Consider the following 25547-nt stretch of genomic DNA (forward strand, 5'->3'; position numbering starts at 1 on the left):
GTTTCCTCCCTAAGTTGGTTCATCCGCGCATTTGCGTGTTCAGAACAGAATTTCTCTTGGTGTGTAGACGTTCAAAAGCATGGCAAAGAGCCCGTACATCACCGCCACAAAGACCGCTGTGATAATCCCACGTTTGATCCAGGTTTTGACCTCGTTGTGGGGCGCGGGGTCATAGATCGAAAGCAGGATAAAAAAGGCGATGGTTGTCGCGGTATAGAACCCCAGTGTCTTCGCCGCCCAAAATACGTAGATCAGCGTGATGGTCAGACCCGGCAGCATGTTTACGAACATCGTCCGCGTTACGCCGTTCCCGACCTTGGACAGACCCATGACCGCTTTGCCAAATGTCCATCCGGCCAGAACCACAAAGACCGTTGCTATAAGGCGTGGGAACAGGAATGCCTCGGCGGGTTGTTGCGTGTAACTGACCCATGCGACCCACAGGCCAACTGCAAAGACCAGACCTGACCCGAATACGTGCTGTGAGCGGTTCATGCCTGTGCCTCCTCTTTGGTGGTGTAGCGGCGGCTGCGCAGTTCCATCCAAACCGAATAGGCGATCGAGGCCAGTACGACGGCGATCAGGAACAGGTTCAATCCACCGGTCATGAAGTACGAAGCCTTGCCGACGGTCGCGTCAGCGATCATTCCGCCCTGGATGAAGTTAGCCTCGGCGATTGGCCCGAGGATCAGACCCAGTACCAGCGGCGCAGCCGAGAAACCGAAGCGTTCCAAAAAGAACATCCCGATTCCGAGGCACGCCATTACATAGACATCACCCATGGAACCCTGAACCGAGTATGCACCGAAGACCGACAAGGCCAGAACGATGGCGGCCATGACCGATTGCGGGACCTGTGCAACACGGGCCGCAAGCCCTGCAACATAGAGGCCGAAGATGCACATCAGAACCTGCCCAATCAGCATCGAGTTGATGAACGTCCAGGCGACATCGGGGTGATTGTCAAATAGGTCCGAGCCCGGGAAAATCCCGTGGATCAGCAACCCGCCCAACAGCACGGCGGCGGTCGGGCTGCCGGGGATGGACAGCGTCAGTAGCGGGACGAGCGAGGGACCAACCATTGCGTTGTTTGCGGATTCCGCTGCGATTACACCCTCGGAGTGGCCTGTACCGAACTTGTCCTTCTCGGGCGAAAACTTCTTGGCCTGGTCATAGGCGACGAGGCCCGCGATTTGTCCACCGACACCTGGGATCAGGCCGATGATCGAGCCTGTCAGCGTCCCGATGCTCAGCGCGCGGGTGCGGCTGAACAGTTCTTTAAAGGCCGCCATGATTGAATGGCGCTGCACTTCGATCACTTCGGCACCTGTGTTGTGGCGGCCCTTGGCGAACATGGTCAACACCTGAGGTATCGCAAACAAACCAATCAACGCGGCGATGATGTTGATGCCGCCCCCCAACGCGGGATGAAAGATAAAGCGCTGCGCACCCATGATGTCGTCGAACCCGATCGTGGCCAGCCACAACCCGATACAGCCCGACAGCAAACCTTTGACCACTGAGGCCGAGTCCAGCGTGCCAATGACCGTCACGCCTAGAATGGCCAGCCAAAACAGGTGCGATGGTCCAAAGGCAAGCGCCCATTGCGCCAAAACGGGCGTCAGGAAGATCAGCAGCAGAACGCCAAAGATGCCGCCCACGGCCGATGCCAGAAAGGACAGCTGCAAGGCGCGGGCACCTTCGCCTTTTTTAGCCATGGTGTGGCCATCCAGAGTGGTGGCGATATTCGCCGGAGCGCCAGGGATCTTCAGCAAGATGGCACTGACCGCTCCGCCAGCCACAGTCGAAGTATAGGCCGCCCCGAGCAGGATTAGACCCTGCGCGGCCTCAAGTTGAAAGGTGAACGGGATTAACAAGGCCACCGCCATTGTTGGCGATAGGCCGGGTGTCGCGCCCAGGATCAGCCCTCCGATCGTGCCGCCCAAAAGCAGCATGAACGACATCGGCGTGAACACATCTCCGAAGTAGTAAATGAATTCCATCCAGGGCCTCCCAACCCGTCCGTTCGCGTTTTTACCTTTGTTGACAAATTAGGTTAGGGCATGAAAATAGTATTGCAAATGTTTTCATAAATTTGACCGAGTGGGGTAAAATTATGGCTAATTTTCAAAAGGGTAAGGCAGATATTGTGGCCGTTGCAAAGGCCGCAAAGGTGTCACCGTCTACGGTTTCACGTACCTTCAATCACCCCGATCTGGTCAACCCGGCGACTCGCAAAAAGATTAACAAAGCGGTGCAGCGCTTAGGATACATCCGCAACCGCGCGGCCCAAACGATGCATGGAAAACGGTCGGGGACAATTGGCCTCGTGGTGCCCACAATCAACCACGCCATTTTTTCCGAGGTCATTCAGGCTTTTTCGGATTCGATCGACAAAGCGGGCTTCAGTCTGTTGCTGGCGTCGCATGGGTATGACCTGGATCGGGAATACGCGATGGTTCGCAAGTTTCTTGAACATCGCGTGGACGGTGTAGCGCTGGTCGGGTTGGAACATTCCGATGCCACCAACCGCTTAATCACGCAGCAAAAGATACCCGCACTAGCAATCTGGAATTACTCAGAGGAATCACCCCTGCCTTGCGTGGGTGCGGACAACCATCTGGCCGGACGATTGGCGGCCGAACACCTGCTAGATCTGGGGCACCGAGACATCGGGCTGATCTTTCCCGAAACTCAGGGGAACGACCGCGCGCAGCACCGCCTTTCCGCCGTGCATGACGCGTTGGGAGAACAGGGGGTTTCCGTACCTGACGAGCATGAAACCCAAGCGCCTTACAGTGTTTCTCAGGCCAAGCAGGCGGCCTTGGCCCTTTTGACGACGTCGACACGTCCGACGGCACTGCTGTGTGGCAATGACGTCATCGCCCAGGGCGCGTTGTTTGCTGCCCAAAAGCTTGGTTTGCGCGTTCCAGAGGATCTGTCGATAATTGGTATCGGAGATTTCAAAGGCTCAGCGGATGTCGAGCCGGGCCTGACGACTATCCGCATTCCCGCAGAAACCATCGGAGCGCTGGCCGGTGAGAAATTCACCGATTTCATCACGTCGGATGACCCCAGGCATTTCAGCATCCGCTGTGATTTGGAATGTGTCGCCAGACAAACGACCCGTTCGCTGGCGACCTGACAGGCCTAGGCAGAATAGCTAGACTATGATTGCCTCAATCTTATCCAGTGTGGCCGCATTGACGGCAACACCATCGGTCTGTGCCTGCCTGCGCTTGCCACCGCGCCCATCGCCGGGCAGATGCGCTCCGCTCTGTGCGCGGATTGCGCTAACCAACTCACTGATCCCCGAAGCAAACGCATCGCCAGAGGTGGCGGTCGGGTCTATCGCAATGAAGAACTGCCCGGTTTTCGGCGGCCCGCCAGCGGTACCGGAAAAGGGCGAGGCATTAATGCCAAGGGTCGCTCCGGTCAAAGCTGCCGCCAGGATCTCGGTCAGCAGGGCAACACCGACGCCTTTGTAACCGCCTGACGGTGCCATCGACCCCTTAAGGCCGACATTCGGGTCCGTGGTCGGGTTGCCATCTGCGTCCAGAGCCCAGCCAACCGGGATCGCTTTGCCTTCGCGGGCGTGCTTCATGACCTCGCTCTTGGCAATTGTGCTGGCGCTTTGGTCGATCAGCAGGGCGGGCTGACCGTCCGCGCCCGGCACGGCGATCGAGAATGGGTTGGTGCCAACGACGGGTTTTGCGCCGCCTGAAGGCGCAATCGAGGCCGGAGCGTTGGTGAACCCCAGTCCCACCAATCCGGCCTGTGCCAAACGGTATGTATGGTAGCCAAGGACACCGCAGTTATAGCTGTTGCGGATCGACAGCGCCGCGATCCCCTGCTCATGCGCGGCAGGGATAAGGGCCTCGAAACCCATATCAATTGCGGAATGGGCAAAGCCGGTTGCTGCGTCTACGTTCACTGCGCCGGGGCGCGGGCGCGACAGTTCCGGTTGGGCCGTTCCGTCCACTTTCCCACATTGCACGTGCTCGCAATAGATCGGGATGTAAGCCAGGCCATGGCTGGCGACCCCATCCGCCTCGGTTGCAGCCGTCGCAACGGCCAAGGGCCGCGCGTTGGCTTCAGAGGTTCCTGCGGCGACAAGCGCACGGAAGGCGAGATCTTCGATCTGCTCAAGGGTCAGGGTACGGGTTTCAATCATAGGGGCCTCTTCAATCGTTGTCGGATAAGCCCGCTCCGGCCCCGCGCAGGCGGGATTCCTCGGTGGCGGGTGCGTATGTTCGGTGGGCGAACCGGTTTAGTACGGCCCAATCGGTCGGATCGGGTTCTGCCCGTGTTTGATGCGGGGTGGGGGCGGTAAGTTGGCCGCCAAGGTGCACAGATACCTGATGTGCCCGGTCCGGGAATGGGGTGCCCAGGGACAAGTCATAACCGTCGGTTTCTGCCAGTGCGTGGTCATATTCGACGCACACGCAGGTCTTTAGCAAGCGAGCGGCATTGGCCGCGAATGGAAGCAGCAGTGCGGGTACGGCTATGTTTCTTATCTCAATCGGGGACGAATTCAGGCGTTGTGCAAAATCTGACAGAAGTGCACCGGTCACCAATGGGCACAGTTGGTTTTCGCTCTGCCATTCGCCGTTCAGATCGGACGGGGCGTGTGTCTGTGGCGCGCTCGCCAAATCAAGTTGCAGCAGCTGAGCCAATGCACCGGTACCGTTTTGCCCGTGCGCGCACAGCCAGCGTGTTGCTTTCGCGGCTTCCTCAGCCAGTCCCCAGCTGTATCCAGCTCCTCGGGTCGCGCGTTTTGCGGTGGCTTCGACCTCATTCAGCGAGACGTTCATTGGGAAAGCTCCGGATAAACCCATAAGTCTGCCGTCTTGGCATTCAAGTCTTCGGGGTAGGGAGCGCCAGCATACATGCAGATACGTACCCAGCGGTCCGAGCGTGGGTCAAAATGCGTAGCACCGAAAAAGGACAGCTTGGCCCGGAGCATATCGATGGGCATGACGCCGGCGCTGATTGTGTTGTCGCGAAGCTCGCCATATGGCGCGACAAGGCCGATCTGCGCGCGCCGGATCGTGTGACGGTGTTCGGGATGGCGCAGAAGGAACTCGGCTATCGATCTGTCGTCCTGCCAATTCTCCAGGTCCGCATAGGCCAGCGCGGCGTCTCTGGCCGGGGCAAGGGGCTGTTCGTATTCGGCAATCGGTTCCTCGAACCGTTCACCCAGCCGAGGTTCCAGTTTTTCTTCAGACACATACCAGGCGCGCGCGCAGTTTGCCTCTGCCGACCAATCCATATGCAGTGCCCAGCCAAAGCGGTCGTGGATTGCGGTACGGAGCTGATCGACGGTCATGCCCCCGTTGATAACCTGTACCTGTGCATTCCCGTCAGCCATACAGCCGGTCAGGCCGTCCACCAGATCGCCATAAGGTTCCAGAACAAGTGAGGCGAGCAGTTCCTGCCCTTCTTCGCCAAGTGCGGTTTCGGACCATCGGATCAGTCTGTCCCACGGGTCGTCCTGCGTCAGGTCTTTCTGGTCCAGATAACTGGTAATTGCCGCAAGATCGGCATTCAGCGACGCAAGCTTTTCAATCTGGACCGGATGCTCTGATCGCCACCACGACATCGACAGCTTGCTGCGATCAAAGATCTCCAGAAAGTGCCGGGCTTCATCCTCGGACGCGGATTGCAGGGACCTTACCCGCGCCAAAGCTTCTTCGCGCGCCATGATCCAGTTGTTGAACAGCACCGGGTGGTTCACGATGAACGGAGCCATGCCCAACCCGGTTGAGTTGCCTATACCCAGCCATTGCGCGATCTCGGGATCCAGATCCGCAGTTTGCACGCCGCCTTTGGTGCGAGCCATATGTTGCACCAGATCGCGGACAAAGGTTCGTGTCAGGTAGACCGACAGCATTTCCGCCTGAAACGGTGCGTTCAGTTCTGGTCGGTTCGCTATCTTCTCGCGATCCGCGGCGCCGAACTTGCCCGATCCATAAACGGCCGTCGTCCGCATCAGGTAACCGACTTTATGGATTTGCTCCAAGTCGGGCTGTTGTCCGACAGCCAACCTGTCGACCACGTGTTTCCACAAGCGTACGGACCGGTTGGCGCGGGACAGTGACAGCTCGCTTTCGCTTACGCGCCCTGCCTCTTGCAAAGGAACGTTTTGAGACAAGCGCTGAATGTCTTGCTCGGTCGGGATGCCATCAAACAGAGCGAAGGTAGCATCCCACGCTTCGGCAATAACCCGGTCCGATCGTTGCTCGGGCGACAGATCATGGGCAAACGCAACCAGCGAATACACACGCTCCGGACCCTGGGCAGTATAAACCGCGTAGCCGACACCGTTATCGTCGATTGCAAATATGGGGCGGGTAAAGGTCCAGTTCTCACGCACCAAGCGCCGGGTCAGTTGCCGCATGAAGCTGAGCCTGCACTGATGTAATGATCCCAGTCGTGACAGGCGCATGACCTGCTCGGGATCGCGTCGCGGGATATCAGTGCCGGTTTTGTTCATGCGGGTTGCGGTCCGAAGTTCTTATCGAAAAAGCGGTACCAGTTCCCGCCCATGATACCCGAGATTTCGTCGGCGTTCATGCCAACGCCGCGAAGCCCGGTTTCGATATTGCCGAAGTCGCGATTGTCCTCGAACCAGCTTGGCATCGGCGGGAAGCCGGGATTGCTGGCTGAACCTTCGCCATAGTCGATTTCCTTGGTCCAGCGACCAACGCGCATCCATTCGACGATGCTGTCGGGTTGATCCTGACACAGGTCAGTTCCAATCCCCAGATGTTGTGCACCGTATTTGTCGGCCGTACGGGCGATCATCTCGCAAAAACTCTCCAGAGTGCAGTCGGATTTGTCTTTCAAATGATGAGGGTAGACCGAAAAGCCCAACATCCCACCGTTTTCCGTCACCGCGCGGATCACCGTGTCGCGCTTGTTGCGCAGGGCCGGGGACCACTCGTGCGGATTGGCGTGGGTGATGGCGATGGGACGTTCGGACAGCTCGGCGGCCTCAATGGTCGAGCGATCCGCCGAATGGCTCATGTCGACGACAAGGCCTACGCGGTTCATCTCTTTGATGACCTGTTTGCCCATGCGCGTGATGCCGGTATCTTCGGCCTCATAGCAACCGGTCGCCAGCAGCGACTGGTTGTTATAGGTCAGCTGCATGAACCGCGCGCCCAGATCGTGCAGAATTTCCACCAGCCCGATATCATCTTCGATGGGCGAGGGGTTCTGGAAGCCAAAGAACACAGCCGTCCGCCCGGTTTCCCGGGCGATGTCGATATCGCTGGCCCAGCGGCCCTTCATGATCAGGTCGGGGTATTGCTCGAACCAGCGGTTCCACTTTTCAAAGTTCAGAACCGTTTCGCGGAAGTTCTCGTGGTACGATATGGTGACGTGGATTGCGTCCACGCCCCCTTCACGTAGCTGCCGAAAAATCTTCTCCGACCAGTTGGCGTATTGCAGCCCGTCGATGCGCATCAGACCGGCGTTCCCGCGCTGATGTAGGCGGTTTTAACGGTGGTGTAGAATTCAGCCGCTGCTTTGCCTTGCTCGCGTGGTCCGTAAGAACTGTCGCCGCGCCCGCCAAAGGGCACGTGATAGTCGGTGCCCGCGGTCGGCAGGTTCACCGTTACGACACCGGTGCGCGCATTGCGGCGGAAGTGGGTCGCACGGGCAAGGCTTTGCGTAACGATGCCTGATGTCAGGCCGAAATTGGTGTTGTTCACCACGCTCAGCGCTTCGTCATAGCTGCCGACCTTGATGACGCTGGTTAGCGGGGCGAACATTTCTTCGCGGTTGATCCGCATATCGTTGTTGGTGTTCAGGAAAACACCGGGGGACATGTAGAACCCGTCATGCGGCATCTCAAGCCGCTGACCGCCACAGGCCAGTTCTGCGCCCTCAGATTTGCCCAGATCGACATAGGCGAGGTTTTCGCCCAGCTGCTGTTCGCTGACGACCGGCCCCATCTGAACGCCTTCTTCCAGGGCGTGGCCAACCTTCATCGCCTGAGCACCAGCCACAAGCTTTTCGACGAAAGCATCATGCACACCTGCATGAACGACCAGACGCGAGGACGCGGTACATTTCTGACCTGTTCCGCCAAAGGCTCCGCCCAGTGCCAGCGTCACCGCCAGATCCAGATCGGCGTCGTCCATAACGGCCAGCGCGTTTTTCGATCCCATCTCCATCTGAACTTTGGTCAGGTTCTGGATCGCAGCGGCGGCGATGCCTTTGCCAACCGGAACGGAACCGGTGAAGGAAATCGCGTTGACCTTGGGGCTTTCCACCAAACGCTGACCGATCAAGCGGCCCGAACCCATCACAAGGCTGAACAGCCCTTTTGGAATGTCCTGCCGTTCGATGATCTCGGTCAGGGCTACGGCAGAAGCCGGCGTGATGTTGGCGGGTTTCCAGACAACTGCGTTGCCATAGCACAGCGCCGGAGCAATCTTCCACGACGCGGTTGCGGTCGGGAAGTTCCACGGGCTGATGATGGCAACCACGCCCACGGCCTCGCGGCGTACGTCAATTTCAACACCGGGGCGGACGCTGTCGGCGTTCTCACCGATCTGGCGCAGGCATTCGGCTGCGTAATAGGTAAAGAACTGACCGGCGCGGTAAACCTCGCCCTTGCCTTCGGCCAGCGGCTTGCCTTCTTCGCGGGCCAGCAGGGTGCCCAGTTCTTCGGCGCGCAACATCAGCTCGTTGCCGATGTTCATCAGAACCGCTTGCTTGCGCTCGGGACCGTAGGCTTCCCATTCTGTCTGTGCAACACGCGCCTGATCCAAAGTGGCCTCAAGCTGATCCGCGCTGGCCTGTGCGAACATGCCAACCAGATCGCTCAGATCCGAAGGGTTGCGGTTTTCAATTTCGGTCTCGCCCGCCAGCCATTCGCCAGCAATCAGGTTCAGTTTTGTCACGATGCGCCCCAGAGTCATGAAAATTGGTCTGGCGCAGAATGGCTTTTTGGGTAGATATCAGTCAAACTCAAATAAATTGAGCAAACTTCAAAAAAGGTGAAGCTTGGCGATCAAGATCGAGACCTTGCGGTGTTTTTGCACGGTTGCCCAAACAGGCAACCTGATCGAGGCGGCCGACCGGTTGGGCCGAACTCAGTCGGCGGTCTCGATGACCCTCAAGCAGTTTGAGGATCATCTTGGCAAAAAGCTTTTTGAGGGAGAGCGCAAAAACCAGCTGTCCCCGTTGGGCATACAAGTCTTCGAAGTGGCATTGAAACAAGTCCGCCAGTTCGATCAGGCCGTCTTGGATATCATGGCCGCGGCGCAAGCAGAGCACGGGTTGCTGCGCATCGCATCCGTTCCATCGGTTGCAGCAATGTTTTTCCCTAAGGTTCTGGCTTACATCACACAGCGCTTTCCAGGCGTAAAAGTCGAACTGCGTGACACGGATACTCAGCAGGTTTTGGACGCGCTGGTCGAAGGCAAAGCGGATATTGGTATCGCATCTGGTCAGCATGCGTTGAACGGGGTTCGGTCGATTCCGCTGTTCGAAGACAGGTTTGGGCTGGTTTGCGCCTCAGGTCACCGATTGATACGACAGCCAGCTTCGCCAACAATTGACGAAGTTCTGGCGCTCCCGTTTATTCGAAACGCGTTGTGTGATCTGATTCAGTCACCAAAGTTCCGAGCGTCAGAAGCGCAGGCGGACGTTACTGTTCACAACACCCACTCCCTTATCACAATGGTCAGGGCAGGGGATTGGGTGACCGTTTTGCCGCAATCAGTTGCCAATTTCATGCCCGAAGCGACGGCGTTTCGCGAGATCGTGGATTTGCCCGATCAGCGCCAAGTTTATCTCTATGTAAATGAACATGCGCGCTTCAAACATCTGACCGAAGAAGCGGTCGCTTACATTCTTGAACTGGGTACTGCTTGATAACGAAGCAGGAGTGTCTGACTGATTTTCGACAAAGTCGAAACATTTCTATGATAATATCGAATTCAGATGTTTGTAGGACGTAACACTTGATGGGTGGCGCGTCAGCATGTTTCAGTTTTTTTGCCGGGTCGGCACATAATGCGGCTGACCCAAAATGGGAAAGCTTCGGCTTTCCGACTTTGTTTGCAAGGTGCACCACGGCCCTCGGGTCCAGAAAAACAGCGCCACAGACGCCCAACATGGAGACACAAATGAAAAAATTAGCCACGTTACTGGGAGGCGCATCCGCTGTGATCGCTGGACCCGCCCTTGCTGCTGATATCGTGATCGGCGTGCCGAACTGGCCTTCGGTAAATGCGACGGCACATATTTTGAAGGTCGCGATCGAACAGAACCTCGGCCTTGAGGTTGAACTTCAGAATGGCACCAACCCGATTGTGTTCGAGGCGATGGACTCCGGTGCCATGCACGTACACCCCGAAGTTTGGATGCCCAACCAGCAAAACCTGCATGATACCTACGTAAAGGATAAGGGCACGGTTACGTTCAACGCAAATGGCGTCGAAGCCTTTCAGGGTATGTGCGTCGACAAGGCAACCGCCGAAGCACATGGCATTACGTCCATTGAAGACCTGACAAACCCCGACAATGCCGCGCTGTTTGACAGCAACGGTGATGGGCAGGGTGAGCTTTGGATTGGTGCGCCAGGATGGGCGTCGACCAATGTCGAAAAAATTCGGGCCAAATCCTATGGTTATGACCAGGTTTTTGAACTGACAGAAATTGACGAGACGGTGGCTTACGCGAATCTCGACAATGCAATCAAGGCAGGCGAACCTTGGGTTGGGTTCTGCTACACGCCGCACTATGTGTTTGCCCTGCATGACATGCAGATTTTGGAAGAACCGGCGTACGACGCCGCCAAGTGGAAAGTGCTGCAGCCCACAGATGATCCCGACTGGCTGGAAAAATCCGAGGCCGGCGTTGCCTGGGATCTTGCCTTCCTGCATTTGCACTTCGCAAAGTCGCTTGAGGAAGAATATCCGGAAGTGGCGACCATGCTATCCAACATGAAACTGGATACGGATACGGTTTCGGCGATGACCTTTGCGTTGGTGATCGAAGGCCAAGAACCTTTGGCCTATGCCGAGGAATGGGTCGGTGCGAACGAAGATGCCGTTCTGGGCTGGATGTCAAATTGATTGACGCCCACCGGAATTGAAACTCTGGCAGGCCGTCGGGACAGCCCCGGCGGCCTGTTTTGCACCAAAGGGACAAAAATGACCGAAACAGTCGTTAAACTGACGGATGTCTGGAAAATCTTTGGCGCAAAAGCCGAAGAAGCCATGGAAGCCGTCCGGAATGAAGGCATCGGAAAGCCTGAAGTTCTGGAAAGATTCAATTGTGTTGTTGGCGTGCAGGGCGCGTCCTTCGAAGTGCCAAGGGGCGAGATTTTCTGCATCATGGGCCTGTCAGGCTCTGGCAAATCTACTCTGGTACGACACGTCAATCGCCTGATCGAACCGACCGCCGGAAAGATCGAAATTCTGGGGCAGGATGTCTCCAAGATTTCCGAGGCCGAGCTGCGTCGCATTCGGGCCATGCAAATTGGGATGGTGTTTCAGCACATGGCACTGATGCCACACCGATCGGTTCGCGATAACGTCGCCTACCCGCTGGAAATCCGCAAAGTCTCGAAATCGAAACGCTGGGCGGTTTCGGATCACGCATTAGGCTTGGTAGACCTGACAGGCTACGAAGACCGCCTGCCCAAAGAATTGTCGGGCGGCATGCAGCAACGTGTTGGGATTGCCCGCGCGCTGGCCTCGGACCCCGAGATTCTGTTGATGGATGAGCCGTTCTCGGCGCTGGATCCGTTGATCCGGTTGCAATTGCAGGATCAGTTCAAGGCGCTTGTAGCGCAGCTGCAAAAGACGACGCTGTTCATCACGCACGACCTGGACGAGGCCATCCGTATCGGGCACCGGATCGCCATCATGAAAGACGGCGTCATCGTTCAGATTGGCACGCCCGAAGATATCGTCATGAACCCGGCCGACGACTATGTGCGTGAGTTCGTGCAGGGCATTTCCAAGCTGAAATTGGTCAAGGCGCATTCAATCATGGAGCCGATCGACAGCTATTCCGGCTCGACTGAGGGCGCACCACGCGCGGATGAAGGGGCGGATTTGGACCAGTTGATCGACCTTGCCGTCAATACGGACCTGCCGGTCATCATTACCGATGCTGGCGCTGATGTAGGCGTGGTCACTAAACCGCGTTTGCTGCGCGGAATTCAGGGGGGCAAAAATGACTGATGCAACCACGGAAGTAAAAGTCACGGCCGCCTCGGATATCGAAGTCGACCGTGAGGCGCTGGACCGCTCGATCCACGAATTTACCGGGCCAAACGGCGACTACTACGTCAACGCGTTTCACAAAATCCATGATGCGACCAGTGGCATTCCAAACACCTTCAACATCTGGGCGGCTGTTCTGGGGCCATTCTGGTCAGCCTCACGTGCGATTTGGGGGATGTTCTGGACTTTCCTGATCCTGGAAATCATCGCCTGGGTTCAGATCGGCCGCGGTGCCTGGGGCAACCCCGGCGCTGATCTGGCTGAACGGGCTGAACGTCAGCAGACCCGCGCGAACGAGCTATTGGAACGTGCGACTGCGGCCACCGAAAAGGCGGACATTGACCGGTTCAACAAACTGGCAGCGAATATCCAGAAGGCCGCAGATGCCAGTTTTGAGAAAGCGGCGTCGGCCCAGTCTGAGGCGTTTGGCATCATGGTTACAGGCCTGTTGATGTTGTTGGTATTCAAACTTGCGCAAGGTTTTTATGCGGACCGCGTGTACGAAAAGCAGTACTCGAATTGGCGGACAGATCCTGCCAGCACCGAAAGCGGCCGCTCGACCCGCAACACTGTTCTGGGTGCTGTTTTGGTGGCCGCAATTGGTCCGCTGATCGTTTACAAATTCACCGTCAACGCCTCACTCCCATTGTTGGATGCATTCCCCGAGCAGGAAGTCTCCGCGATGATATTGGGCGAAGGCAACGGAACGTTGTTCTCAAATCTGGCAAGCTGGATGGAGGCGCAAATAGATGCAGCCGCCGCAGCCGGCGGGGATGTATTCGACGGTATCGTGGCGGGTGTGCGATCTGTTCTGGATGCGTTGACGGTGGCATTGATCGGTTCCCCGTGGCCGGTTGTGATGTTGGTGATCTGTGTGACCGCGTGGCGCGCGGCAGGGCCACGGGTGGCAATCTTCACCGCGTCTTCGTTGGCCTATATCGCGCTTCTGGGGTATTGGGATGTGGCGATGGAAACCGTGGCCTTGGTGGGCGCGGCCGTGCTGTTATGCGTGGTTTTTGGCATTCCGCTGGGCATCTGGTTCGGCAAATCCAAGCGCGCCTACCGGGCGGCCGAGCCGGTGTTGGACCTGATGCAGACATTGCCGGCGTTTGTCTACTTGATCCCAATCATCGCCTTCTTTGGCACCGGTAACCCGCCGGGCATTCTGGCGACGATCATCTTTGGCATGCCGCCGGTCATTCGTCTGACCGCGCTGGGGATGCGCGGGGTTCCGGAAAGCATCAAGGAGGCTGCGGTGGCCTTTGGCGCATCGAAATGGCAGTTGCTCAAGGATGTTGAGATCCCGCTTGCTCTGCCATCGATCATGACCGGCGTGAACCAGACCATCCTGATGTGCTTGTCGATGGTGGTGATCATCTCGCTGATCGGCGGCGGAGGTCTGGGCAAGGAAATCCTTGAGGCGCTGCAATACGCTGCCAAAGGTCCGGGTCTGCTGGGTGGGTTTGCCATCCTGTTCCTGGCCATGGTCATGGACCGTATCGTGCAAGGCGCCTTCCGCCGAGAAGACGAAAAACTCTGAACGCAAACGCCCCCGGTTCACACCGGGGGCGTTTTTCTTTCACCGGAGACGCAGATGACCGACCGTTACGAACAGTCTATGATGGACAATCTATATTGGTGGGGGATACCGACCCTATTTCGGTGCCCCAATCAAGGTCCCGAAGGGCAGGACATCGCTTTGGTCGGAGTGCCGCATTCGGCAGGCAACGGCACAACCGAGCGGGATCAGCATCTGGGCCCGCGTGCTTTGCGGCATGTCTCGGCCGTACAGCGGCGGGTACATTCGGTGTTTGAAATTGATCCGTGGAATTGTGCGAAGATTGCAGATGTAGGCGACGTTCCATTTCCGCGGGCAAACGATAACGAAGACTGCATCGAACGGATTACGGCTTTTTACAAAGACATCGATGCAGCCGGTGCGCGCCCGGTGTCGATTGGCGGCGACCACTCCATCACTGGCGGGATCGTGCAAGCGCTGGGTCGCGGCAAGCTGGCGGGTGGAGAGCCTGTCAGCTTTCTGCATCTGGACGCGCATACGGACGTGTTCACCAAGGTCGATCATTTCCTGGGGGCCAAGAAATCAGCGGCCCATTGGGGCGCGTATCTGGCGGATCAGGGGCAGGTCGACCCCACGCGATCCATGCAAATCGGACTTAGGGGCCATCCGCGAAGCCTAGACTGGCTTCAGCCCTCTTACGACTATGGCTACAATATCGTCACTATGCGCGAATTCCGTCAACGCGGGCTGGAAGACGTCGTGGCTCAGACCAAAGAAATTCTGGGCGACCGCCCGGTCTATATCACGTTCGATCTGGATTGCCTTGATCCCACTGTCGCGCCTGCCGTGTCCAATCTGGAACCGGGCGAGAAGGGTTTCGATATTGACGAGGCTGTCGGCATTCTGCGTGCCGCGCGCGGGTTGAACATCGTTGGCGGGGATGTCGTCTGCATGATGCCAACCAAGGACAGCCCGAACAACATCACCGCGCTAACGGCAGCTGCGGTGATGTTCGAAATGATTTCGATGATCGCCGAAAACGCCAGTTAGCGCCGTGCGTCCACGGCCTGAGCCAAAACGCAGAGCAGTTCGAACATCAGCGAAATGCCCAGCCACGCAGTGCCTCCGTTCGGATCGAATGGGGGCGATACTTCGACCAGATCAGCGCCAATCAGGTTCACACCAGACATCTGGCGGATGACCTGCTGCGCCTGAAAACTATTCGGTCCTCCGATCTCGGGCGTTCCGGTGCCAGGGGCGTAGGTTGGGTCAACAAAATCAATGTCATAGGTGCAATAAGTTGGTGCTTGCCCAACGATACCGCGCACTTCGGCCATCACGTCTTTAATGCCCCGATCGAACAGTTCTTCGATACGGATTATGCGGATACCCTGTGCCTCGCCCCACTCGATGTCTTCGGTGTTGTACGCAGTGCCCCGGATGCCAACCTGAACAAAGCGTTTGGGATCGACCAGTCCTTCTTCTACCGCGCGGCGAAACGGAGTGCCGTGGGTAAACTTATGGCCGCCAAAATAGCTATCGAACAGGTCCGTGTGGCTGTCGAACTGGATCAGGCCAACGGGGCCTGCGGCGGCAAGCGCACGCAAAACGGGCAGGGTGGTCAGGTGGTCCCCGCCAGCGGTAAGCGGAACAATGCCTTTTGCCTGTAGGGTCGAGAAGAAATCCGTAACGCGGTTCAGAGTATCTTCGATATCAACCGGATTGGGCGCAACGTCGCCAAGATCGGCGCAATTGACCATTGAGAACGGCGCGACGCCTGTGACCGGGTTCATAGCGCGGATCATCGTGGAATAGTCCCGCAATTGTCGCGGGCCATGCCGCGCACCGGGACGATTGGTGGTTCCGCCATCCCACGGGATGCCGACCAGACCCAATTCAACTTCGGATATGCGATCGTGTTCTAGGCCCAAACTGGGAAGGCGCATGAACGAAGGGATGCCGGCAAACCGGGCGAGTTCCATCGCCGATATCGGCTGAAAAAATGAATCGGTCATGACCGGTATCCTTTGGTAATTTCCCGGCTGACCCTAGCGGGTCAATGCGGTGCTGGGAATGCTCCGTAGACTTCAGTCCAGTATGCGGAATCGTTTGCGAATTTCAGCATCCTGTTTGGCGCTCAGGTATTGTGGGTGGTGACTGGCCAGAACTTCTTTGGCGTGATGCCGGGCAGATGACCATGCGTCTTTGGCACCATCGTTTTGCCACGTGCGGGGCTCCTGGCGATCGGCGAGTTCGGGGTAAAAGTAATCCCGCTCCATCGCCGCATAGGTCAGTTGGCTGCCCAGAAAATGCCCGTCACCCAAGACCGAATGGCAGATGGCGTCAAAACCCAGGTTTTCCTCGCTCACCTCAATCCCGCGCAGCGCACGATAGGTGTGTGAGTGCATTTCGTTGTCCAGCACAAACCCCTCGAAGCTTGCCCCCAGCAGCGACGCGGTCATGCCCGAGCTTTCATAGATCAGATTCCCCCCAGCCAGTGCCGCGGCAAGCGAGGTCATGCCTTTTTCAACGCCGTATTGTGCATCGATGGCCTTTGCGTCGGTCATGGATGCGGCTACGCCCGAGGGCAGGTCCAGCCAGTTCGTGAGCTGCGCCGAGGCGGCGTTCAAAACGGCCGTCTCTCCGCTGCCGCCGGCAAAAGACCCGGTCCTGAGGTCTACGATGAAAGGCCAATTGGAAAACACCATCGGAAATCCGGGTCTGATCGCGTAGACCATGACAAGACTGGCCAATGTCTCGGCCAGCGATTGCGCCAAAAACCCAGCCAAAGTCGCCGGGGCCGTGGCGCCGGCCTGCGCGGCTGTGATGCACGACATAGGAATATTGTGGGCGACGCATTCATAGACGACATCAACCGCATCCTCCCCATACCGCAGTGGCGAAATCACCGGGCTGATATGAGCTTTCAGAAAGGGGCGTTTGGAGAATTCACCCGGCCCTCCGGCGACGATATCCAGCATCTCGACAATGGGGCCGATATGTTCGGCCAGGGTAAATGATGTTGCCACCGGTTTGGTCGTATTGCGGACCAGCGCGTAGGCTGTGTTAACGTCCAGATCGAATACATCAGGTACATCTGTGGCCACGCAGCATCGGGTGAACCAGCTGACATTGGCCAGCGTGTCCTGCAATCGGGTGAAGTCGTGCAGGTCCTCCAGCGTAGAGGGGCGATAAAGACCGCTGTCGATGTCCAGCGTTTGAACGGCCGCACCGCCAGTGCCGAAATACACGCGGTCGCCGCCAACCTCGATCGAGCGGTTTTCGTCCCGGCCATGGAACACGAAACTTTTGGGGGCTGTATCGATTGCGCGCTGAACCATTTCACGCGGGAACAGCAACCGGTTTTGTTGACCCGCCTGCGCACCTGCGGCTTTGAGGTCTGCCGCTAATCTGTCTGGCACGTTTCCCATGCCCAAACGCTCGAGCAGCCGCAGTGCCGTGTCGTATATCTGTTCGATCTCGGGCTGGCGCAGAGGTTTATAAGCTCCGCCTTTCTGGCCGGGTGGGCAGGGGTCTACGACCGGTTTGGCGGCGCGTTGGGCATGCCGCGCTTTTCGGCCGCTGCGTTTAGAACCCTCTGATGACATCCGGGCCAATTCCTTTTTTTACTTTCCTGCACCGTAAGGGGCGGAACATCCCGGCATCAAAGGCGAATTGCCGTTTTCAGAATCCGAAATCGCAGTTTCGATTTTCTTGCACCCGCATTTGCGCAGTTGTCGCCCCAGCCTTTTCTTCCGCAAGACTTAGACGAAATCTTACGGAGCAAAGCCAATGAAGTCGCGTACCAAAGTCGTTGTGATCGGCGGCGGCATCGCCGGATGTTCGACCCTCTATCATCTGACGCAGGAGGGGTGGACCGATGTCGTGCTGGTCGAACGGAACGAATTGACCTCGGGGACGACATGGCATTCGGCCGCGCAGGTGACGAACTTTGGCATGAACCAGACGATGGTGGGCCTGAAAACGCACTCGATCCAATTGTATAAGGAGTTAGCCGACGATCCGGATTATCCGATCAACTACCACCACGGGGATGGGGGGATACGCCTCGCCAACACCGAAGGCCAAATGCAGGGTTATCGCCACTTTGCATCCATGGCGCGGGGTATGGATGTGCACTTCGAGGTGATTGACGCGGACGAATGCGCCCGCCGCCACCCTCTGATTTCAACCGACAACCTGATCGGCGGGTTGTGGGACCCGCTGGACGGCGATATTGACCCCGCTCAGTTGTGTCAGGCATTGGCGCGCCGGGCGCGCAAGGCAGGGGCAGAGGTTTATCGGAATACACCAGTGAAGGGTCTGGTGCAGCACGCCGACGACACCTGGACTGTGCAGACCGAGCATGGTGACATCGATTGCGACATCGTGGTCAACGCCTGCGGATATCGCGTCAACGAAGTCGGCGCCATGATGGGCGTTCATCATCCTGTTTCGTCGATGGAGCACCAGTACTTCCTGACCGAAGAGATACAAGCGATACGCGACGCGGGTCACCGGATGCCGCTGCTGCGTTGTCCGATCAGCGATTATTATTGCCGGCAGGAAAAAAACGGCCTGTTGCTCGGGTTTTACGAACAGGACTGCAAGACCTGGGGCATGGATGGAATTGATCCGAACTTTGTGAATGCCCTCTGTCCCGACGATCTGGATCGCGTGACGGACGTATTGGAGGGTGCATTCGCGCGGATGCCCGCGCTGATGGAGGTTGGTATTCACACCGTGGTCAATGGGCCGATTACTTATACGATCGACGGGGCTCCGCTGGTGGGGCCAATCCCTGGCAAACGCAACGCCTTTTGTATCATCGGTCTGCGCGCAGGGCTGGGTGAAGGTGGCGGGCATGGGTGGTTGCTGGCCCAGCAGATCGTGCATGGTGAGGCTTGTTACGATACGTGGTGCCTCGATCCCCGGCGGTTCACGGGTCATGCAAACGTCGAATTGACCGCGCTCAAGGCCATCGAGGACTATCAGAACGAATTCCGGTTCCACTTTCCGCATGAACATCGCCCAGCAGGGCGTCCCGCCAAGACCACACCTCTGACACCGGTGCTGGCGGCGGAAGGGGCCGAGTTCACCGTGGTCAACGGGTGGGAGAGGGTGGATTATATTAAACCCTCGCCGGAGTTCACGCCGACGCATAGTTTCGGTTTTGACGAAACATTTGACGTGGTCGCCGCCGAGGTTCGGAATGTGCAATCGGGTGTTGGACTGGCCGAGGTGAACGGGTTCAATCGGATCGAAATCACTGGAAACGACCGGCATGCTTTTCTGGACCGGATGTTCTGCGGGCTTGTGACCCGGCGCGAGGGGCGTGTTGGGCTAGGATACCTGCTGAACCATCATGGTATGATCAAAGCCGAGGCTACGATCGCCAATCTACCGGCCAGCGACAGGGGGGAGGCGCGCGTCTGGTATGGCTCTGCCGCCGCAAGCGAATTTCATGACATGGATTGGCTGCGTCAGCACATGCGACGCGATGAAGACGTTCATCTGCGCAGCCTTACAAATGACCAGACCATATTGGTCCTCGCTGGCCCGAAGGCGCGAGACGTCTTGTCGGCCTGCGCCCGAGGGGACTGGCCGGCTGAGGCTTTCCCATGGCTCAATGTGCGCGAGTGCTTTGTTGGCATCGCTCCGGCTACGGTCATGAACCTCAGCTTTTCTGGTGAACTGGCCTATGAAATCCACGTGCCCAACGCATCGCTTTACGCAGCCTATCTGGCATTGCGGCAGGCAGGCGAGGCGCACGGGTTGAAATTGTTCGGTGCGCGGGCCGTCGAGTCGATGCGGATGGAGAAGAGCTTCCTTCATTGGAAAGCAGACCTGATCACCGAGTTCGATCCGTTTGAAACCGGATTGGACAGGTACGTCCGATTGAATAAGGGTGATTTTGTCGGGCGCGACGCGCTGATGAAACGGCAATCGGAAGGTCCTCGCAAAAAGCTTGCCGCACTTCAGGTCTCCTCAACCCTGGGTCCTGCACATCCCGGAGCGTCCTTGATGCAGGGGGATCAGGTGGTTGGAACCGTCACGTCGGGCGACTGGGGACACCGCACCGGGTTGAACCTGGCACATGCATTCGTCGATCCCGCTTTTGCGGATATTGGCAGAGAATTGGACCTGGACAGTTGCGGTCAGCGTGTGCGCGCAACGGTAATTCCACCATGTCCATATGACCCGAGCTTTGATCGGATGAAGGCGTAAACCCGAAGCCGACGTCAATTTCAGCATTGCCGTAAGGTCAAATCTTTGCTTGGCTAGTTTTGAGCAAATCGAAACAATGATTGGCACCCATGTCCAAATCGCTGAGCCTGAGATGGTTGGAAATCTTCCAATTGATAGCCAAATCCGGATCGATCCAACAGGTCGCGTCCGAAACGGGTCTGTCGATCAGCACGGTCTCGAACCACCTGCGCAGCTTGGAGAACACGCTTGGTATCGAGTTGGTCGATCATGGGCGCAGACCCATGGGCCTGACACCCGCGGGCGAGGTCTTTGCGCGGTACGTCCGCGACGGTTTGACTGTTCTAAAGCGGGGCGAGGCCGAAATCCGAACGGGCAACTGGCAACACGCGACCGACTTGCGATTGGCGCTTATTGACGATTTCGACAACCAGATCGCGCCGGATATGGTCCGGTTTCTGGCGCAGGCATTGCCGCGCTGCAATTTTCGTCATTATACGCGCCCCAGCCACGAAATCCTCTCCAAGCTACAGGAACACAAACTGGATGTGGGCGTTGCCACCCGACCACCGGGACGAACCGAAGGATTGATCGAATATCCGTTGATGCGCGACCCGTTTTTGGTCGTGCTTCCCAACAGTTTTGAAGGGTCGCCCGAAGAGTTGTTTCACCCGGACGCGGATCTACCCCTGTTGCGATATTCTCGGGACTATGTGATCGGGAAGCAAATCGAGATCCAGCTGGCGCGTAGCAAGTTCAGCTTGCCGAACAGGTTCGAACTGGAATGCAACCAGTCGATCATCGGTTTGGTGGCCCAGGGTAGCGGTTGGGCGATCACAACGGCCGCCTGTTTTCATCGGACCCAGCGGTTCCATAACAGTGTCAAAGCCATGCCGTTTCCCGGCAGAAATTTCGTGCGAACCGTGTCGCTGTTCACGACCGAAGTGTATCCCGTGACGACCTCGGAATTGATCCAGAAAGTTATGGTGAAACTGATCCGGCAACATTTTACGCGCCCAATGTGCGCCAAGCATCCTTGGTTGAAAGACGACTTCCGCACGATGGAGGGCGAAGCGGCTTAGCCCGACGCGGGCTTGCCAAGCGACGGTCGATTTACAATTCTCGTCGCCAGTTGTTCGCCAGTCCCGGTGGTTTGGTTTTCGACCATCTCAACCAGCTGCAGGGCCGCTTTGCGCCCCATTTCACGATGTGGCACATGCACAGTCGTCAGGGCCGGGGAAACGATCCGGGCCAGTTCGATATCGTCGAAGCCCGTGATCGATACATCGCCGGGCACATCCAACCCCATCTCTTGGGCCTGTCGCAAGGCACCGGCGGCCAACACATCGTTCCCACACAAGATTGCAGTCGGCGGCGGGTCAGCGTTCATCAGGTCGCGGAAGGCTTTGGCACCGTTTTCGATCTCATAGGATGTTTCGACAAGAGTCAGATTGCTGGCTTCAAGCCCGCTACCAGATACCGCATCCCGGATGCCCTGAACCCTGAGCCGTGCGCGATCATTCCCGTCGACGAGACCCGAGATGACGCCAATTTGTGTATGCCCCAATTCAATAACATGGCTGGCGAGGTCGAACATGGCCGCGCGATTGTCAAATCCGATGGAAGGCAACTTGGAGTCTGGCAAATAGGACCATGCGACCAATGCGGGAATTTTCCGCTGGCTCAGAAAGTCGTAGATTTTGGGATCGCGGTCATGTCCGATCAGCAGCAGCCCGTCGGCTCCTCGTGCAATCAGGGTCCGGATTTGCTCTTCTTCGATTTCAGGTTTGTAAGCTGAACTTGAGACCAGCAGCGTATAACCGCGCTGGTGCAGCTCTTCCTGAAAGGATTGAAGCCCACGCGCGAAGATCGCGTTTTCCATGGTCGGTATGATCGCCCCAATGGTGAACGACCGTTTGGCGGCCATGACGCGCGCCGCAAAGTTTGGCGTGTACCCCAGCGCATCAACTGCGGAAAGGACGCGTTTGCGGGTCGCTTCGACCACTCGGTCCGGGCTGTTGAGGCAACGCGACACTGTAGCCGTCGAAACGTCGGCCATTTTTGCCACATCATCCAGTGTCGGCGCCGACCGAGGTTTCTCCATTTCCAAACTCACAATTTGCTTTTGCCAATAACTCTAAACTCAACTGCCGCCAGAGGGAAGTGGATATGTAAGCGCTTGCATTTTGAATGTAAGCGCTTACAAATGGCGTTGAGCCGAATCTGAAAAGGGAGTCCAAGAGATGTTTCTTGCTGCGTCCGCACTCGTGTTTGCCATCTATTTTGCGAACGTGGCGCTGGGGGCTTTTGCAAACAGCGCCTTTCTTGGTGACGTTGGAGAGATGTTGGTTCTGTTCGCGGCGTCGATCCTGTTCGTTGTCGCAATTCTAAAAAGGGAAGCTGTCCGTGACGCAAAAAAGGGTGGCTGAATTTTTTGCTTGGGAGGGCACTAAATGAAAAACGACAGAAATGAACTGGCGTCCGTCGAACGCCGTAATTTCCTAAAGCTGAGCGCCAGTGGGTCATTCACTGCAGCGCTGGTCGCAGGTGCAGGCGGCGTCCTTTGGTCGTCCGAGGCAGTGGCGCAGACAGCCAAAGAAGAAAGTGAGCGTGAAAAGGCAGCGGACCACGTCATGACGGTCGCCACCGCATATGTACTGGGCGCGTCACGCAGCTATCCGATCATGCAGCTTGATCTGAAAGAAAACATCCAGAACGCGACGAACGGCAAGGTGTACGTCAAACTTGCGCCCGGCGGCCAGCTGGGTGCCGGTGGTGCCTTGGTGCAGAAAGTGCAGGGCGGAACCATTCAGGCGGCGCAGCATTCGCTGTCCAACTTCGCCCCGTTCGCGTCGACCGTAGACCTTATCAACATGCCGTATCTGTGCGGTTCGAACCAGCGGTTCACCAACCTTGTGCATTCGGACACGTGGCAGAGCGAAGTTCACCCCAAAGTCGAGGCCGCTGGCTTCAAGGCCCTGTTCTATGTGGTGATCGACCCTCGCGTCGTTGCCGTGCGTCAGGGCGGTAATGCAATTATCACGCCGGGTGACATGAGCGGTGTGAAGTTCCGCGTACCCGGCTCGAAGATGCTGCAGCAGTACTACCGCATGGTCGGTGCAAACCCGACGCCTGTTGCTTGGGGTGAGACCCCGTCGGCGATCAAGCAGGGTGTTGCGGATGCGCTCGATCCGTCGGTCGGAGCGCTGTATGTGTTTGGCTTCAAGGACATTCTCAGCCACGTGACCTTTACGCAGGCCGTTCCGGACAGTCAGGTCTATTCGTGTAACCTCGAATGGTTCAATTCGATGCCGCCGGACGTTCAGGAAGGCATCATGTGGGGTTCGGAAATGACCAGCCATCAGAACCTTTCCAAAGTTCCTTCGGCCCGTGCCTTTGCCATGGCCGAGCTGAACAAGGCCGGTGTGGAGTTCCACTCGCTCAACGCGGATCAACTGGCCGAGTGGGAAAGCGTTGGCGGCTATCAAAACGCCGATTGGGATCCGTTCAAGACAGAGTTGGCCGGGTCGATGGACGCCTTTGAGAAACTGGTCGAGGCGGCCGGGACGCAGGGCAAATACTACGTCCACGACGCATGACCTAATTCGGCGGGCGTCTTTTTGGCGTCCGCAATCACTCAACAGCAGTCAGGCCTGAAAGGGTCCAAAACAGAAGGCCGCGCCTGACTGTTCTGTCGCCGAGGGAACACGATGACCTTACTCCGAAATATTGATTGCAACGCCGAGCGTTGGCTGCTGCTGGTGTTCTACGTGATGCTTGTCATCACCATGGCCATCGAGGTTCTGCGGCGTGAGATCTTCGCTTATTCCTCGATCTGGGGGGAAGAAATCGTCCGGTATTCCTTCATCTATCTGGCCTGGATCGGTGCTGCGGCGGCGGTCAAAGAGCGGGCGCATATCCGGATTGATGTCGTAATGCATTACCTCGGGCCGCGTCCCAAAGCCCTGCTGTACATCTTTGGCGATCTTGTGATGTTCGCCGTCGCTGTGATCGCGCTTTACTGGTCATACGAGGCGGTTCACGTCTCGGCCAAGTTCGGGTCAGTGACTGATGGCCTCCGGGTGTCCAAAGTCTGGTTCCTGATGGCGGTGCCGACCGGCTTTGCGCTGATGATCTGGCGCCTGATCCAATCGTTTATGCGTGATATCAAATCCCTTCGCGACGGCACGCCCGTCTTCGAAGGTGACAAGCTGTTTGACTGAGGGGATCTGAGATGCTCTGGAACACTCTCAATCAAACCGTAGAACTGGGTTGGGATTTCTACCTGCCCGTCATTCTGTTCGTTGTTCTGATCGCTATGGCTGTTCCGGTGTGGGCAGCGATTGGTTCTGCTGCCATCGTGATGTTGGTCATGTCGGGCGATCTACCGCTGAGCCTGGTGGGCGAGAGCCTGTTCACCGGAATCGACGCCTTTGCCCTGACTGCCGTGCCGCTGTTTATCCTGACGGGTGACGTGCTGGTCCGCACCGGATTGTCGCGTAAATTCCTGGATGTGGCTGAGGCGTTGACTTGCTTCGCCAAGGGCGGGTTCGGCTCGGCCACCGTTCTGGTTTGCGGCATGTTCGCCGCCATTTCGGGTTCGGATGCAGCAGGTGCGGCCGCTGTCGGTCGCATGACCATCAACCGGTTGGTCGAAAGCGGGTATCCGCGCCCCTACGCCTGCGCCTTGGTCGCGGCCGGGGCCTGTACCGGCATCCTGATCCCACCGTCAATTGCCTACATCATCATCGGTCTGGTGCTGGGGATTTCTGCGTCGACCCTGTTCCTGGCCGCCCTGATTCCCGGTCTGGCTATTCTGGTGTCGATCCTGGTCACCAACATCATCATGAACCGTCTTTACGCCTATGAGGGTGGCGGCTTGATGACCATGGGCGAGTGGCTGGCCAATTTGGGTAAAGCGCTGAAGTCCGGCTGGTACGCGTTTATCGTGCCCGGAATTATCTTCTATGGCATCTTCTCGGGCCGCCTGACCCCGACCGAGGCGGGTGCCACCGCCGTGGTTGTCACCATTATCATGGGGTTCATAATGCGCACCCTGACACTGGCCGACTTTCCGTCGATGCTGGTCAGTTCAGCCAAAGTGAACGGCGTGATCCTGCCGATCATTGCCTTTTCGGCCCCCCTGGCTGAGGCGCTGGCGATCATGGGCGTGCCGCAGGGGTTCGTCGCCTCGATCACTTCGCTGACCGACGATCCGTACCTGCTGATCCTGCTGATGATCGGTATCCTGATTGCCGCCGGCTGCGTTATGGAAACGACCCCCAACATCGTGATACTCGCCCCGATCCTTAAACCGTTGGCCGATAACATCGGGATGAACGAAATCCAGTTCTGCATTATGATGATTACCGCGCTGGGCGTCGGTTTCATCACACCGCCGCTTGGCCTGAACCTGTTCGTCGTATCTGGCATTACGGGTGAATCCATTTTGAAGATTGCGGCCCGCGCTATTCCATTCGTACTAACGATGCTGATCGTGGTTCTTCTGATTGCTTACGTTCCGGCGGTTTCGACCACACTGCTTCCTGAAATCTACCAATAGGACC

Annotated in this window: 22 protein-coding genes; 12 read left to right on the forward strand and 10 right to left on the reverse strand. The window is 57.5% G+C overall.

The window, feature by feature from the left end; genetic code table 11:
* Positions 1-39: 39 nt before the first annotated feature.
* Both DS906_RS08200 and DS906_RS08205 read right to left on the reverse strand, forming a co-directional pair.
* On the reverse strand, positions 40-495 hold the full coding sequence (locus DS906_RS08200) for a tripartite tricarboxylate transporter TctB family protein (RefSeq protein ID WP_113789714.1): 456 nt from the start codon (positions 493-495) through the stop codon (positions 40-42).
* Positions 492-2003 carry a tripartite tricarboxylate transporter permease gene (locus DS906_RS08205; RefSeq protein ID WP_113789715.1) on the reverse strand — a complete coding sequence of 504 codons (1512 nt, stop codon included), beginning with the start codon at positions 2001-2003 and terminating at the stop codon, positions 492-494. The genes DS906_RS08200 and DS906_RS08205 overlap by 4 nt, the downstream gene beginning before the upstream one ends.
* Positions 2004-2116: 113 nt before the next feature.
* On the opposite strand from DS906_RS08205, the gene DS906_RS08210 reads away from it, so the two are divergent.
* Positions 2117-3145, forward strand: a complete 1029-nt coding sequence (locus tag DS906_RS08210; protein ID WP_113789716.1) for a LacI family DNA-binding transcriptional regulator — start codon at positions 2117-2119, stop codon at positions 3143-3145.
* 18 nt (positions 3146-3163) lie between these two features.
* Here the strand turns inward: DS906_RS08210 and DS906_RS08215 are convergent, their stop codons facing one another.
* Genes DS906_RS08215 through DS906_RS08235 form a run of 5 tightly spaced genes read right to left on the reverse strand, consistent with a single transcriptional unit; the run spans position 3164 to position 8933 of the window.
* The gene (locus tag DS906_RS08215) at positions 3164-4174 is read right to left on the reverse strand and encodes an Ldh family oxidoreductase (protein ID WP_113789717.1); all 1011 of its coding nucleotides are present in this window, start codon (positions 4172-4174) and stop codon (positions 3164-3166) included.
* Positions 4175-4184: 10 nt separating this feature from the next.
* The gene (locus DS906_RS08220) at positions 4185-4814 is read right to left on the reverse strand and encodes a DUF3726 domain-containing protein (RefSeq protein WP_113789718.1); all 630 of its coding nucleotides are present in this window, start codon (positions 4812-4814) and stop codon (positions 4185-4187) included.
* Positions 4811-6496, reverse strand: a complete 1686-nt coding sequence (locus DS906_RS08225; RefSeq protein WP_113789719.1) for a hypothetical protein — start codon at positions 6494-6496, stop codon at positions 4811-4813. Before DS906_RS08225 ends, DS906_RS08220 begins: the two co-directional genes overlap by 4 nt.
* A complete protein-coding gene (locus tag DS906_RS08230) occupies positions 6493-7470 on the reverse strand; it encodes a membrane dipeptidase (RefSeq protein ID WP_113789720.1) in 978 nt (325 codons plus the stop codon). Before DS906_RS08230 ends, DS906_RS08225 begins: the two co-directional genes overlap by 4 nt.
* Positions 7470-8933 (reverse strand): aldehyde dehydrogenase family protein, encoded by a 1464-nt coding sequence (locus DS906_RS08235; protein ID WP_369934359.1) that lies wholly within the window; start codon positions 8931-8933, stop codon positions 7470-7472. Before DS906_RS08235 ends, DS906_RS08230 begins: the two co-directional genes overlap by 1 nt.
* A gap of 85 nt (positions 8934-9018) precedes the next feature.
* On the opposite strand from DS906_RS08235, the gene DS906_RS08240 reads away from it, so the two are divergent.
* From DS906_RS08240 to DS906_RS08260, 5 genes are all read left to right on the forward strand, one after another.
* On the forward strand, positions 9019-9891 hold the full coding sequence (locus DS906_RS08240) for a LysR family transcriptional regulator (protein WP_113789721.1): 873 nt from the start codon (positions 9019-9021) through the stop codon (positions 9889-9891).
* 254 nt (positions 9892-10145) lie between these two features.
* Complete coding sequence (locus DS906_RS08245) at positions 10146-11096, forward strand: glycine betaine ABC transporter substrate-binding protein (protein WP_113789722.1); 951 nt, start codon at positions 10146-10148, stop codon at positions 11094-11096.
* A 78-nt stretch (positions 11097-11174) separates the two neighbouring features.
* The gene (locus tag DS906_RS08250; protein WP_113790018.1) at positions 11175-12212 is read left to right on the forward strand and encodes a glycine betaine/L-proline ABC transporter ATP-binding protein; all 1038 of its coding nucleotides are present in this window, start codon (positions 11175-11177) and stop codon (positions 12210-12212) included.
* The gene (locus DS906_RS08255; RefSeq protein WP_058275411.1) at positions 12205-13794 is read left to right on the forward strand and encodes a proline/glycine betaine ABC transporter permease; all 1590 of its coding nucleotides are present in this window, start codon (positions 12205-12207) and stop codon (positions 13792-13794) included. Before DS906_RS08250 ends, DS906_RS08255 begins: the two co-directional genes overlap by 8 nt.
* A 54-nt stretch (positions 13795-13848) precedes the next feature.
* Entirely contained in the window at positions 13849-14823 is a 975-nt protein-coding gene (locus tag DS906_RS08260) for an arginase family protein (protein WP_113789723.1), read from the forward strand.
* Here DS906_RS08260 and DS906_RS08265 read toward each other — a convergent pair.
* Positions 14820-15788 (reverse strand): agmatinase, encoded by a 969-nt coding sequence (locus tag DS906_RS08265; protein WP_113789724.1) that lies wholly within the window; start codon positions 15786-15788, stop codon positions 14820-14822. The two genes, DS906_RS08260 and DS906_RS08265, sit on opposite strands and share 4 nt — an antisense overlap.
* Before the next feature lie 72 nt (positions 15789-15860).
* The gene (locus tag DS906_RS08270) at positions 15861-17381 is read right to left on the reverse strand and encodes a trimethylamine methyltransferase family protein (protein WP_113789725.1); all 1521 of its coding nucleotides are present in this window, start codon (positions 17379-17381) and stop codon (positions 15861-15863) included.
* Positions 17382-17565: 184 nt separating this feature from the next.
* On the opposite strand from DS906_RS08270, the gene DS906_RS08275 reads away from it, so the two are divergent.
* Positions 17566-20001, forward strand: coding sequence for an FAD-dependent oxidoreductase (locus DS906_RS08275; protein WP_113789726.1), 2436 nt, complete (start codon positions 17566-17568; stop codon positions 19999-20001).
* A gap of 89 nt (positions 20002-20090) precedes the next feature.
* A complete protein-coding gene (locus tag DS906_RS08280; protein ID WP_113789727.1) occupies positions 20091-21062 on the forward strand; it encodes a LysR family transcriptional regulator in 972 nt (323 codons plus the stop codon).
* Here DS906_RS08280 and DS906_RS08285 read toward each other — a convergent pair.
* Positions 21059-22084 (reverse strand): LacI family DNA-binding transcriptional regulator, encoded by a 1026-nt coding sequence (locus tag DS906_RS08285; protein ID WP_113789728.1) that lies wholly within the window; start codon positions 22082-22084, stop codon positions 21059-21061. The genes DS906_RS08280 and DS906_RS08285 overlap by 4 nt on opposite strands.
* Positions 22085-22223: 139 nt before the next feature.
* Here DS906_RS08285 and DS906_RS08290 point away from each other — a divergent pair, with 139 nt between their 5' ends.
* The 4 genes from DS906_RS08290 (at position 22224) to DS906_RS08305 (ending at position 25543) form a co-directional block, all read left to right on the forward strand.
* Positions 22224-22409 (forward strand): hypothetical protein, encoded by a 186-nt coding sequence (locus DS906_RS08290; RefSeq protein WP_113789729.1) that lies wholly within the window; start codon positions 22224-22226, stop codon positions 22407-22409.
* Positions 22410-22433: 24 nt separating this feature from the next.
* On the forward strand, positions 22434-23579 hold the full coding sequence (locus DS906_RS08295) for a TRAP transporter substrate-binding protein (RefSeq protein WP_113789730.1): 1146 nt from the start codon (positions 22434-22436) through the stop codon (positions 23577-23579).
* A 111-nt stretch (positions 23580-23690) separates the two neighbouring features.
* Complete coding sequence (locus DS906_RS08300) at positions 23691-24203, forward strand: TRAP transporter small permease (RefSeq protein ID WP_113789731.1); 513 nt, start codon at positions 23691-23693, stop codon at positions 24201-24203.
* An 11-nt stretch (positions 24204-24214) separates the two neighbouring features.
* Entirely contained in the window at positions 24215-25543 is a 1329-nt protein-coding gene (locus tag DS906_RS08305) for a TRAP transporter large permease (protein ID WP_113789732.1), read from the forward strand.
* The last annotated feature ends 4 nt before the right edge of the window (positions 25544-25547 follow it).

Source organism: Ruegeria sp. A3M17 (assembly GCF_003318255.1).
In the GTDB taxonomy this organism is placed as follows: domain Bacteria; phylum Pseudomonadota; class Alphaproteobacteria; order Rhodobacterales; family Rhodobacteraceae; genus Ruegeria.